This is a genomic window from Vibrio fortis (genome assembly GCF_024347475.1).
In the GTDB taxonomy this organism is placed as follows: Bacteria; Pseudomonadota; Gammaproteobacteria; order Enterobacterales; family Vibrionaceae; genus Vibrio; species Vibrio fortis.
This window is the reverse complement of record NZ_AP025488.1, coordinates 1,198,058-1,210,389: the sequence shown is the minus strand read 5'-3', so window position 1 is coordinate 1,210,389 and position 12,332 is coordinate 1,198,058. Positions and strand designations below refer to the sequence as shown.

Sequence of the window (12,332 nt, the reverse complement as noted above, 5' to 3'; positions counted from 1 at the left end):
TTACCTATGGCAGTTATCGCAGCACACTCTGTGCAATAATCAAACAAAGATTAAAGTTCGATACGTAAAGCATAGTTGATAGGTTCAAAATCAACGATAAGCGACTCGCATTTATTAAGCAGATCGAATAGGGTAAAGGGTCATTTTTAGGGTACAAATCAAGGCACAGCGCCACAGGCACCAAACATGGAAAATATTGCAATTCTGGTTGATGTTCAAAACGTGTATTACACAACAAGAGATAAGTATCGAAGCAATTTCGATTACAACCAATTTTGGTATGTGGCAACTACAGGACGAAACGTTGTATCTGCTAACGCTTACGCAATTTCAAGCCAAGATCCAAAGCAACGTCAATTTCATCACATTCTTCGCGGTGTCGGTTTTGATGTAAAGCTGAAACCTTTTATTCAAAGACGCGATGGTAGCGCAAAAGGCGATTGGGATGTAGGCATTGCTCTAGATGCGATCGAATTAGCGGAGTCGGTCGATACGATCATCTTAGTATCGGGTGATGGGGACTTCGAAATCTTAGTTGAGCGTATGAAAGACCGATTTAACACAAAGGTCGAGGTGTACGGCGTCCCGGGGCTTACCGCTCAAAACCTCATCGATTCGGCGACAAAATTCGTTCCAATCGAGAAAGATCTCCTAATGTAGTCAATTAGTGTGATTTTATAATTGAAATCAATTTTATGATAATTAAAATGCAAACCATTATTATTTAATTGGTGGTTGTGATGTCTCGTATTTTAGTTGTCGATGATGATATTCAGTTGTGCGAATTGCTCTCTGAAGTGTTAGAAGCAGAGGGTTATCACGTTGATAAAGTTCATTGTGGCGAGAGTGCGTTGGAGTTTATTCAACAAAATCCGGTCGATTTAGTTTTGTTAGACGTTATGCTGCCTAATCTCAATGGATTGCAGGTCGCGAGACGTATCTGTCAGCGTTTTGCAACTCCGATTCTAATGCTAACGGCTCTCAATGACGACGCGTCCATGTTGGATGGTTATCAAGCCGGTGCCGATCAATACATCGCTAAGCCTTTTAATGTGCCAGAGCTTCTAACGCGCATTAAAGTGATTCTTCGTCGCGTGGGCTTTGAACGACAGCGTCAGTCTGTGGCGAGCACGAATGAGGGCTTGTGTGAGCAGTTAGCTCGTATTCCTCTGACCGGGACAGAAAAAGACCTGCTTGATTACCTGATTAAGCACAACGGTATTGTTGTCTCTAAATCTGATCTTCAAGTTCACGTTCTTAAGCGTGAATTGTGCCCATTCGACAGAAACTTAGACATGCATATCAGCAATATTCGTCGCAAGTTAGTCCAAGCTGGTATTTCAAAGCAACACATCAAAACCGTTCGTGGTAAAGGCTACAGCTATTTAGAGTCTGTAACGGCATGAGTTCAGGATACTTTCGCTGTCCTTCGTTTATTGAAAAGCGTAAGGACGGCCTGACGTTTCAGCTATTTACTTACTTAACGATCATTATTGTTAGTATCTTTATCTTTCAGGGGATTGCTGAAAAAGCTTTGATGCGAGCTCTATTGAAAGTTCCTGAATCAGTGAAAGCAGAGATGTTGGATCTCGCCTATCAAGCGAATGTATTGATCGGAGAAGGGGATATGGACGAGCTTGCTGATTGGGGGAACGCTCAAGAATACTATCTGTTTATTCTGGATGGCGATAATCACCCTATCACTCATCGTCATATGCATCCTCACTTTGAATTCAAACTGAAGTTCTTAAGAACGTTAGATCACCAGCTTGATGCTCGCGTTAATCAACCGATCTTTGGTATTCCACTCGAAAGCGGCAACACAATGGTTGTTCAGCTTCCTCACTACGTTCATCCGGCAAACTCATTTTCGTATTATTCATCGCTGATGAAAGTGGTGATCGCTTTCGTCATTCTGTTGTTGTTCTCGCTAATCATGTCGCGACGTTTACAGCAACCGTTAGACCGTTTACGAGAGGCAAGCCATCGCTTAGCTCAGGGAGATTTCTCCGTTGATGTTGTCTCTGAATTGAAATCGAATACGCGCGAGTTTAATGAACTAGCGAACGATTTTGATCATATGACGCAAGAGATAAAGTCATTAGGCGAGAAGCAACGTCGTCTTATCCGTGATGTCTCTCATGAGCTCAGAACGCCATTAGCAAGGCAAAACTTGGTCCTTCATTTATTGCGTAATAGCGTTGAAGAAAAATCGGTGCGATTGATTGATAGACTAGAGAATGAAACCAAAGAGATGAATGATCTTGTGGGCGAAATTCTCGAATACAGTCGCTTAGAGAACGCTCGTTATGACGCGGATGTTACGTCAATGAACGTTGAACATTATTGCTCTTTATTGGTGTCTGAGATGCAGCACGATCTTAACTGCGATCAAGTACTAGAAGCTCATCTTTCAAATCAAACTCCAAGTGTCAATCTTGATGAAAGGCTAGTCCTTCGTGTCATGCGAAACATCATAGGTAACGCGATTAAATATGCGGGACCAAAAGCAAATATTGTATTGAGCACTTATTTTTACGAAAAAACGTCAGCCGAGCGTTACACTGTCATTTCTATAGAAGATGACGGTCCGGGTATCCCAGATGAGCAAATATCGAGTGTGTTTAGCCCGTTTACGCGTCTTGAATCGGCGCGTGATAAGAAGTCTGGTGGCTATGGTTTGGGGTTAGCGATCGTTAAAGAGTCGATGGCAGTGATGAATGGCATTGTAACGGCAGAAAACAAGTCAGAGGGTGGGTTGAGGATTAATCTAATGTTCCCAATTCAACCTGATAACAAATCGTAAATCGGATAGACAAGACAAAAACGGCTCCTGCATTGTGGAGCCGTTTTTGATGATGCATTATGCGGCTGTCGCGTTGGCTTGTTTGACGTAATGTTGCAGCGCAGTGAGAGACAATGATTTCGAGTAATACCAACCCTGTATTGAAATAGAGTGGTGATTAGGAATCAAATCGAGTTGCTGCTGAGTTTCAACACCTTCAACCACACAGCTTAAATCCAATTCCTGAGCAACTTTTAACATCGCATAGAAGACCCGTCTCCCTTTCTCGTTATCAAGCGATAGAACAAAACTGCGGTCTATTTTAATGCAGTCCACATCAAATTGATTCAGATAACTTAAAGATGAATACCCAACACCAAAATCGTCTAAAGAGATCTTACATCCAAGTTTCTTAAGGCGTTGGAGTGATTCTAATACCCGAGCGGTGTCGGTGACTAAACTCTCTTCCGTGATCTCGATACTGACCCATTTGGCTACAGGCTCAATGGTACGGCAGATGCGGTTCATGACCTCTTTGTTGAGCAGAGTCTCGGGAGTAATGTTGATGCTGGTGGGCACTGTAGACTGATTGACTTGGGTAATCTTGAGGTCTGAGACAACTTTTTTCACCGTCCATAAATCAATGTCAGGCATCATGTTCGCTTGCTCAAAATAGGGAAGGAACGCTCCTGGATAGAGTATCTCACCGGATATCGGGTCTTTAGCGCGAATCAACGCCTCACACGACACCACCTTGCCTGATGAAGCTTGAACCTGCGGCTGATACTCCATACAGAAATCAATTTGAGCGTAGCGGCGTAAGCCTCGTTCTAACTCTGCCGTTACCTTTTGGTTGTTTACCTTTTCAGAGACCTTATCCGCGCTTAACACATCGGCTTCTTCTCGACGTCGAGAATAACTTGAATCGAAAAACGGGAAAGCAATACGGTCAGCCATGTTGAGTTTGTTCATTCGAATGACAAATGGTGTGTAGATAGCAAGATCAACCACGATCAATAAACATTGCAGCAATACCGCATTCACATCACCTTGTGTCGCCAACCATCCGTTAAAGAACACCGGGCTACTGAATGGCACCACGACGGAGGGTATGGCTACTAAGCCTGCTGTGAGAATAGAGTGGGATATCAATAAGTTAACAACAGGCACAATAAGAAAAGGCCAAAACAATCTCGGATTGAAGATGATAGGGAGACCGAAGAGTAGAACCTCATTGATGTTGAGAAGTACCAGAGGAAATGCGGCTATCGCGATCAGTTTAGAGGCTCTATCTTTAGCAAAAAAGAGCAGTGAGATTACTAACCCCAATGTGCCACCACAACCGCCAATAAACACGAAGATTGCCATCATCGAGTGATTAACTGCTGGGGAATTTTGAGTGAGTAAGGCTTGCTCTGGCACTGCCGCCATCAACACGTCTATCCAAGGCATTAATGCGTAATAACCATGAATGCCTATGAACCATAAAAAAGAGTTAAAGAGCGAGTACAAAACACCAAAGGTGAGTGAAGAGTATTCGAACAGGTGATCTAGGCCGCCAAAATCCAAGAAGTAGCTCATTACTGACACGAGCAGCCAACTGACACACAGCATTAATAGAGCGGTAAGAATTGAAGGAACGATAAGGTTGAGAGAATCCTTTACCGTTTTACCAACTTGCTCGCTTCTGACAATCTTCAGCCATTTTTTTCGATAGAAGAAAGCAATCAACGGGATGCTATACAGTGGTGTCACAACAGAGATGATCAGCTCAAACGTAACTTTAACTTCTGAAAATGATTGATGAAAGAGTGCAAGATAAACGATAGAGATAAGTGCGATAGGGGGTCTAGGAAGACGCCACTGCATCGCTAAGATGTAAGAGAGCGCTGCCGTTAAAAGGATAGGGAAGATGCTATTCAGTTGATGGGAAGCGTTATAGAGCGTTTCAACCCAATATCTATCTTTTCCGACAGTAAACTCACCAATTGAGGCGCAAAACAATATGATAGAAGAGATCATCAAACAAGGAAGGATCCAGAGCAACCCTTCCCGTATGGCAAGCATTTGGTTCGCTATTACCATTTTTACGGTTTGTGAGAATCGTTGTCTTTTGTTCACAAGCTCTTGATTCATATGAACGCTTTTTGGAAAGATAATTTAAGGGATATTGTACCAATAACTCGAGTGGTATCTAGGATCTAATGCACATATAAAGCAAGGGATTTCATATTTGAGACAAATATTTACCATTAACGGTAAATAGGAGTTTATGAATGGATAATAAAACGCCGCTTCAATAGAAGCGGCGTTGATAGCTTTTTAACAAAGTAGCTTACGCTTGACGAGCTAGGTTAACTTGCTCTTCTTTTTCACCTGCTGCTGGGTCGTTGAAGCGTGATTCATCGAACGCGCCTTCTGACTTAGCAACGATGATAGAAACAGCGCTATCACCAGTAATGTTCACCGCTGTACGGATCATATCAAGTAGACGGTCAACACCCATGATAAGAGCAATACCTTCTAGAGGTAGACCCACTTGGTTAAGAACCATAGCTAGCATAACTAGACCTACACCAGGAACACCCGCTGTACCAACAGAAGCTAGTGTCGCAGTCATGATCACCATTAGGTAATCAGTCATCGATAGGTCGATGTTGTATGCTTGAGCGATGAAGGCTGTAGCAACACCCTGCATGATAGCTGTGCCGTCCATGTTTACTGTCGCACCTAGTGGAACAGTAAACGAAGCAACCTTGTTATCTACACCCATGCGGTTCTTCGCTGTTTCCATTGTTACAGGAATTGTCGCGTTTGAAGAAGCTGTAGAGAATGCAAACATGATTGCGTCTTCCATTTTACGTAGGAACGTAATTGGGTTCAGGCCTGTAAAGCCTTTTAGCATCAAGCTGTATGTCACTAAGCCGTGAAGCACTAGAGTACCTGCCAATACAAGGAAGTATTCAGCGAGGTTCCAAATTGCACCAAGTCCTAAACCTGAGAATAGCTTCGCCATCAAGAAGAACACACCGTAAGGCGCTAGGTTCATCAGTAGCGCAACAAGCTTCATGATCACTTCGTTCAGATCTTGGAAGACAGCAGCAATACGCTCGCCCGGCTTACCCGCAGCACTGATTGCAATACCAAACAATACCGCAAATACGATTACTTGAAGTGTTTTACCTTCAGCCATCGCTTGGATAGGGTTGGTTGGGAACATGTCGATGATAACTTGGCCTAAAGAAGGCGCATCAGCAGACTTGAATGAGCTCGCCGCTGTTAGATCAGCACCAGCGCCTGGTTGGAAGAAATTACCAATTGTTAGAGCAAGGGTAATAGCAACCGCTGTAGTACCGATGTATAGAGCCAGTGTTTTACCGCCCATACGCCCCAGAGTAGAGAGATCCTTTAGTGAACTTGTACCGCAAACAAGCGAGACAAAAACCAAAGGCACAACAAGCATTTTTAAGCTGGCAACAAAAATCTTACCGCCGACTTCAAATAGTCCGTTAACAATGTATGTATTAACAAAGCCACTTTCTGCAAATAGGGATTGAATGGCAAATCCCACTAAGATACCTGCGACCATACCGAGAATAACACGGCCAGTCAGAGACATAGGTTTCTTGGTATTCATTTAGAACACTCCTTTTAATTATAACTTTGAGACCTTTCAAAGTGAGCGGCAGATTAGCAGTCGAAAGAATAAATAAAAAAACAAAATTGTTGGATGGAATTATAGATGTGATCAAAGTCACCTGATTTTTATCGACAAAAACAAAATAAAAACAAACTTAGATCATTAAAATTAACATTTGTTACTGATTTTTAATGCGTTTCCATCTGTTCAGTGAACTGGATCGAGTTACATATGTAAGGGCGAAACATACGCGATTTGTTGCTATTTTAGCGATGATTGCGACGTGAACGTTCAATATCGGAAATTTAATGGTTTATCATCGATGGTTCACCATTTCCGGTGAGCTTGCTTGTTTACCTATTGATATAGGCGTGGCTCTTTACATAACTTTACAAATGCAAAGAATGTAAATTTAATGCAAATGGTAATGGTTATCACTTATATTCCTCTCCGAAATATTCAGTGGTACCGGAAACGGTAGATCAAGCAATGCACCGAAAGGGTAGTAGCTTGAATAATAAAAAAGAGTCGGAGAAAAGGACATGTTTTCAAAAAGCCCATTGGCTTTGGTAATTGGCGCGGTATTGGCGTCACCAGCTGTACTAGCAGACACAGCAAAAACAGACGAGCATATGGTTGTAGAGGGTCGTGACTACGGTTACAAAGCTGACACTAACACTACAGCTATGCGCATGGAGGCAACACAGCTAGAGACTCCGGGGCAAGTTTCCATCATTGATGAGCAGATCATCGATGAACAGCGTGCAAGTACACTGGGTGAAGTGCTTAAGAACGATGCGTCTATTTCTGCGGGTTCTAAGTCAACAAACCGTGAGCGTTTTAGCTTGCGTGGTTTTTCTCTTGAAAGTAGCTCTGGCTACCTACGTGACGGTGTACAACACTGGTCTCACTACCGTCAACCGGTAGAACTATTAGAGCGCGTGGAAGTACTGAAAGGACCAGCAGGTCTTCTTTACGGTAAATCAGCACCAGGTGGTCTGGTAAACATGGTTTCTAAGAAGCCTACATACGAGACTCAAGTAAATGTGAGCCAAGATATCGGCTCTGACAACTATACTCGTACGGTTGCTGACGTAAGTGGTTCTCTAAACGATGACCAAACACTTCGTGCTCGCGTTATCGTTTCGCAAGAAAACCAAGATTCATACCGCACCCGCTTTGATGGTACTGATGTAGAAACAGAACGTTTCGTTGGTGGCCTATTCGTTGATTACGACATTAACGAAGATGTGATGCTATCTCTACACTACGACCGTACTCAAGAGCTAGGTGACCTAGACAATGGTTCAAAGATCGATACAACTACGGGCAAAGTAATTAACCCTGATATTGTGAACGATCAGCGCTTTGCGCAAACTGATAACGATGTAGCGAACTACGGTGCAACGATCACCGCGAACCTTAACGATACTTGGTCAGTTAAGACGGGTATCTCTCGTCAGTTCTATGAGCGTCAACGTACAGAATCTAACAATACTGTTTACCCAACAGGTGCCGAGTTCGGCTATAAAGTATCAGATCGTCACGATGAGTGGACGTTTGACACGGCGTACGTTGATTTCACGGGTGATTTTGACGCATTTGGTGTGAACCACCGCCTATTAGTCGGTGCTAACGGTCTTCATTACGATTACAAGCGTCTGTACGCATCTGGCTACGCATGTAAAAATGCAACAGAAGCTGAAGCGATCAAAGAGTGTGGTAATGGCTTCGACATGCCATCAGACATCAGCTACAAGAACGACACTTCAGTGTCACATTCTGAAAGCCAACACTACGGTCTTTATGTTCAAGACTTAGTGACGCTAAATGAACAGTGGCAGGTTCTTGCGGGTGTTCGTTTCGCTTACGATAAGACCATCAGCAGCTCTGATAAAGAAGAAAGCTACAACAACATTCTTCCTAAAGCGGGTCTAATCTACTCGCCAGCAGAAAATGGCTCTATCTACGCGGTTTACTCTGAGAGCTTTGAGCCTATTGGCGAAATTACAAGCACTAAAGACGTAAACTTGGGTCAAGCTCAAGACCCGAAGAAAGGGCATCTATACGAGTTAGGTTCAAAGTGGGAGCTGTTTGAAGAGAAGCTGTTTGTCTCTGGTGCAGTTTTCCAAATCACGCAGTCTAACATGCAAGTTGTGGAAACTATTGACCCGAATACGACTAGAACGACGCAAGTGGGTGAACAGGTCCACACAGGTGCTGAGCTTGCAGCGACGGGTTACCTAACAGAAGCATTTTCTCTAAGCGCTTCAACAATGTTCCTAGATGCAGAATACAAAAATGATCCAGCACTAGAAGGTAAAACGCCAGCTGACGTGCCTGAGTTTACGGCAAGCATCTGGTCTACATATGCATTTAACAACGGTACAGACGTAAATCTAGGTGTTTACCACGTAGGTGAGCGTTACACTGAAAGCGCGAACACGTTTAAGAAAGATGCGTATACTCGTGTAGATATGGGTGTAGCACATACGTTTAAGTATGATGAAAACCTAGACTTCGTTGCACGTTTCAATGTAGAAAATCTGTTTGATACTGACTACCTAGAGGGTGGTAGCACAAGCGGTGTAGTGGTTGGCGAAGGCCGCAACTACATGGCGACGCTACAAGTTAAGTACTAACTTGTTAGCAAACAATAGACGTTAAGTTAATGAATAGGGGGAAGTTTTGGCTTTCCCCTTCGTTCGTTCTTTTTTTGCAAAATATCCCTAGCCAAGCGAGTGAGTTTTAATGATAATGAGAGTGTTTATCAATAAAACTCATTTGAACTTCTTCTAAAGTAATTGACTACAACTATGAATCTTCTAAAAACCAGTCTTGCCCTAGCAATCAGCATGATGGCAACGTCTTCAATGGCAAGTAGCTTGGATCAAGCGCAAGCTATCCAAAATAAGACCAATAACGCTTCGGCAGCAAGCCAAAAGGTTATCGATAAAAGTTCTGAAACAAGTTTAGCGCTCAAAGCGGAAATTGAGCGCCTACAGGAAGAAGTGAAAAACTTAGAAATTTATCACGATCACCTAGCAGCGTTAGTTGAAAGCCAAAATAAAGAGGCTGAGAGCATCAATGTGCAAATTGACGAGATCAAATACACTCGTCAGGGTGTGGTGCCACTGATGTATCAAATGATTGATGGCCTGCACGTATTGGTTGAGAAAGATGTACCGATTAAGAAAGAGCAGAGACTTGAACGTGTCGAAAAGCTGAAAGCGATGATGACGCGTGCAGATGTTAGTGATGCAGAAAAATACCGCCGTATTCTTGAAGCGTACCAGATTGAAATGGATTACGGCATCAAGCTAGGTGTTTATCAAGGACGTATCGAGTTGAGCGACAACAAAGTGATTGAAGCAGACGTTCTTCATTTAGGGCGTGCTTCTCTTGTTGCGCGAAACCTCAATGGCACTCAGTACTGGTCTTGGAACCAAGTGGCAAATGAATGGCAAACTCAAGATGCTTCAATGAAATCTGAGCTAGATAAAGCTTTTGATATTGCAAGCCAGCAAGCGGCACCAAGCCTAATCACTCTTCCTGTATCTCTGACAGTTGCGGAGGCTAAATAATGAAACTCAAACCTTTAGCGACTTTACTTTGTATTTCTACATTGGCACTTTCTGGCTATGCGAGTGCGAACACTACTGAACTTGTTGGTAAAGCCGCAGCTGAAAACAAAGCGCAGGCATCACATAACATTACTCGTGAATCTGGTTTTAAACAGACAGAGAAAGAGCTAAAAGCACTGCGTGCTCAACTTGAAGCAAAGCGCAAGCAAATTCAAGCGCAGACAGATGTTTTGACTAAGACATTTAGCGACAACGAAAATACGCTAGCACGTTTAGAAGAAAAACTGCGCCTAGAGACAGGCAGTCTTGGCGAACTGTTTGGTGTGGTTCGTCAAAATGCCAAAGAGCTTGAAGTTGAACTTCACAATACAGTGAACAGTGTTGATCGTGCAGAATACACTTCAACGGTTGATGAAATCATCGACGCGAAATCTCTTCCTTCTATGCCGCAACTCACTGCATTGTGGTTAAGCATGTCTGAACAAATTCAGGCAAGCAGCGAACTGACGAAGAACAAAATCTCATTCATCGACGGTGAAGGTTCAACTAATCAGGTTGACGCTTATCGTATTGGCTCCCTTGGTCTTGTAACCGAGCAAGGGTACGTTAGCTGGAACACACAACGTGGTGATGCCATTGCCTACTTTAAGCAACCGGATAATGGCCCTACGTTTTCGTCACTGAGCACACTAGCATCGGGTACACCGTTAAACATTGTTGTCGATCCATCTCGTGGTTTCATGTTAGAGCAACTAGCCCTAACACCTAGCCTTCAAGACCGCCTAGAAGCGGGTGGTGTAGTAGGTAAAGTTATTCTTGGCTTACTCGCGATTGGTCTTATTATTGCACTTGTTCGTGGTATTGCACTTGCAGTTGCACGCCAAAAAATTCGTTCTCAGCTTAAAAAACCAGAACAACCAGGTAATAACCCCCTAGGTCGTGTACTGGCTGTGTACAACAAAGAGCAAGCTCAATCTGTTGAAGCATTAGAGCTGCGTCTGCTTGAAGCGGTTGTTGATGAACAAACGCATCTAGAAAAAGGTTTATCGATGCTTAAGCTGCTTGCAGCACTGGCCCCTATGCTTGGTCTATTAGGCACGGTGACGGGCATGATCGAGACTTTCCAAGTGATTACTCAGTTTGGTAACGGCGATCCTAAGGTGATGGCTGGTGGTATCTCTATGGCATTGGTAACGACCGTCCTTGGCCTTGTCGCAGCAATGCCGTTGTTGCTGGCTCATAATTTATTGAGCACTCAAGCAGAGAACATCCGCAATATTCTTGAAAAACAAGGGATTGGTTTGGTAGCAGAGCAAGCTGAAAAAGCGACTCACTCAGAGGCAGATGTTAAGCCAATGGGGACGGCGGCGTAATGGATATCTTGTTGTCTAGTTCACTATTCTCTAGTGACTGGCTGCTATCCTTGTCTGATTTCATGGAGCAGGGCGGTTTCGTCCTGTGGTGGCTGGCTGCTGTAGTGCTTGTTTATTGGGTACTGGTAGTTGAGCGCGTTCTTTACTTGGCGTTTTATTTTCCAAAACAGCGTAAAGCCTGGATTGAACAATGGAATGAGCGACATGATCAATCTTCTTGGCACGCGAAAGCGATTCGAGAAGGTTGGTTGGGTCAAGCAAGCCTATTACTTAATCAGAATTTAAACTTCATTAAACTCTTAGTTGCGATCTGCCCAATGTTAGGCCTTCTTGGCACAGTAACGGGTATGATCTCGGTGTTTGATGTAATGGCGACACAAGGCAGTAGCGATCCTAAGCTTATGGCTTCTGGTATCTCCTTAGCCACATTGCCGACAATGGCGGGCATGGTTGCTGCGTTGGCGGGTATGTTTGTTCATGCGCGTTTGGCAAAAGTCTGCAGTCGCTTAGAAATAAAATTAGAAAAATCATTAAGGAGTCAACGATGAGACTCGGAAGACGTCATTCTAAAAACGAAGAGGCTCAAATCGACCTGACTTCGATGCTTGATATTGTATTTATCATGCTTATCTTCTTTATCGTAACGAGCTCATTTGTGCGTGAGTCGGGGGTAGAAGTGAATCGCCCTCAAGCGTCCAACGTTGTTAGTCAAAAAGACGCGGGTATCTTTGTTGCGATTACCTCAGCGAACGATATCTACATTGATAAACGTCTGATTGATGTGGAACGTGTGCAAGCAACTCTTGAACACTTGTTGCTAGAACAGCCTGAAGCATCATTGGTGATCCAAGCTGATGAGCATGCTTACAATGGCACGGTAGTAAAAGTGATGGATGCAGCGAAAGGTGCCGGTATCAAAAACATCGCGCTTGCCGCTGAACAGCGATAAA

At 43.6% G+C, this 12,332-nt stretch carries 10 protein-coding genes; 8 read left to right on the top strand and 2 right to left on the bottom strand.

The features are described from left to right. The first annotated feature begins 186 nt into the window (after nucleotides 1–186). The 3 genes from OCV50_RS19870 (at nucleotide 187) to OCV50_RS19860 (ending at nucleotide 2,806) form a co-directional block, all read left to right on the top strand. Complete coding sequence (locus tag OCV50_RS19870) at nucleotides 187–660, top strand: LabA-like NYN domain-containing protein (protein ID WP_261904376.1); 474 nt, start codon at nucleotides 187–189, stop codon at nucleotides 658–660. Nucleotides 661–740: 80 nt separating this feature from the next. Then, nucleotides 741–1,406 carry a response regulator transcription factor gene (locus tag OCV50_RS19865; protein ID WP_239840069.1) on the top strand — a complete coding sequence of 222 codons (666 nt, stop codon included), beginning with the start codon at nucleotides 741–743 and terminating at the stop codon, nucleotides 1,404–1,406. Next, nucleotides 1,403–2,806: a sensor histidine kinase gene (locus OCV50_RS19860; RefSeq protein ID WP_261904375.1), complete on the top strand. Its 1,404-nt coding sequence runs from the start codon at nucleotides 1,403–1,405 to the stop codon at nucleotides 2,804–2,806. The genes OCV50_RS19865 and OCV50_RS19860 overlap by 4 nt, the downstream gene beginning before the upstream one ends. 57 nt (nucleotides 2,807–2,863) lie before the next feature. Here OCV50_RS19860 and OCV50_RS19855 read toward each other — a convergent pair whose 3' ends face one another. Beyond that, nucleotides 2,864–4,921: an EAL domain-containing protein gene (locus OCV50_RS19855; RefSeq protein WP_261904374.1), complete on the bottom strand. Its 2,058-nt coding sequence runs from the start codon at nucleotides 4,919–4,921 to the stop codon at nucleotides 2,864–2,866. 199 nt (nucleotides 4,922–5,120) lie between these two features. After that, nucleotides 5,121–6,422 carry a dicarboxylate/amino acid:cation symporter gene (locus OCV50_RS19850; protein ID WP_261904373.1) on the bottom strand — a complete coding sequence of 434 codons (1,302 nt, stop codon included), beginning with the start codon at nucleotides 6,420–6,422 and terminating at the stop codon, nucleotides 5,121–5,123. Nucleotides 6,423–6,967: 545 nt separating this feature from the next. On the opposite strand from OCV50_RS19850, the gene OCV50_RS19845 reads away from it, so the two are divergent. From OCV50_RS19845 to OCV50_RS19825, 5 genes are all read left to right on the top strand, one after another. Continuing rightward, on the top strand, nucleotides 6,968–9,067 hold the full coding sequence (locus tag OCV50_RS19845) for a TonB-dependent siderophore receptor (RefSeq protein WP_261904372.1): 2,100 nt from the start codon (nucleotides 6,968–6,970) through the stop codon (nucleotides 9,065–9,067). A gap of 174 nt (nucleotides 9,068–9,241) precedes the next feature. Then, nucleotides 9,242–10,009 (top strand): DUF3450 domain-containing protein, encoded by a 768-nt coding sequence (locus tag OCV50_RS19840; protein WP_261904371.1) that lies wholly within the window; start codon nucleotides 9,242–9,244, stop codon nucleotides 10,007–10,009. Further along, the gene (locus OCV50_RS19835) at nucleotides 10,009–11,382 is read left to right on the top strand and encodes a MotA/TolQ/ExbB proton channel family protein (protein WP_261904370.1); all 1,374 of its coding nucleotides are present in this window, start codon (nucleotides 10,009–10,011) and stop codon (nucleotides 11,380–11,382) included. Before OCV50_RS19840 ends, OCV50_RS19835 begins: the two co-directional genes overlap by 1 nt. After that, complete coding sequence (locus OCV50_RS19830; protein WP_239840062.1) at nucleotides 11,382–11,930, top strand: MotA/TolQ/ExbB proton channel family protein; 549 nt, start codon at nucleotides 11,382–11,384, stop codon at nucleotides 11,928–11,930. The genes OCV50_RS19835 and OCV50_RS19830 overlap by 1 nt, the downstream gene beginning before the upstream one ends. After that, nucleotides 11,927–12,331: an ExbD/TolR family protein gene (locus OCV50_RS19825; RefSeq protein ID WP_261904369.1), complete on the top strand. Its 405-nt coding sequence runs from the start codon at nucleotides 11,927–11,929 to the stop codon at nucleotides 12,329–12,331. Before OCV50_RS19830 ends, OCV50_RS19825 begins: the two co-directional genes overlap by 4 nt. The last annotated feature ends 1 nt before the right edge of the window (nucleotide 12,332 follow it).

Coding starts and splice junctions, on each gene's coding strand:
- OCV50_RS19870 (WP_261904376.1), top strand. CDS start 187: ATGGAAAATATTGCAATTCTGGTTGATGTTCAAAACGTGTATTACACA.
- OCV50_RS19865 (WP_239840069.1), top strand. CDS start 741: ATGTCTCGTATTTTAGTTGTCGATGATGATATTCAGTTGTGCGAATTG.
- OCV50_RS19860 (WP_261904375.1), top strand. CDS start 1,403: ATGAGTTCAGGATACTTTCGCTGTCCTTCGTTTATTGAAAAGCGTAAG.
- OCV50_RS19855 (WP_261904374.1), bottom strand. CDS start 4,921: ATGAATCAAGAGCTTGTGAACAAAAGACAACGATTCTCACAAACCGTA.
- OCV50_RS19850 (WP_261904373.1), bottom strand. CDS start 6,422: ATGAATACCAAGAAACCTATGTCTCTGACTGGCCGTGTTATTCTCGGT.
- OCV50_RS19845 (WP_261904372.1), top strand. CDS start 6,968: ATGTTTTCAAAAAGCCCATTGGCTTTGGTAATTGGCGCGGTATTGGCG.
- OCV50_RS19840 (WP_261904371.1), top strand. CDS start 9,242: ATGAATCTTCTAAAAACCAGTCTTGCCCTAGCAATCAGCATGATGGCA.
- OCV50_RS19835 (WP_261904370.1), top strand. CDS start 10,009: ATGAAACTCAAACCTTTAGCGACTTTACTTTGTATTTCTACATTGGCA.
- OCV50_RS19830 (WP_239840062.1), top strand. CDS start 11,382: ATGGATATCTTGTTGTCTAGTTCACTATTCTCTAGTGACTGGCTGCTA.
- OCV50_RS19825 (WP_261904369.1), top strand. CDS start 11,927: ATGAGACTCGGAAGACGTCATTCTAAAAACGAAGAGGCTCAAATCGAC.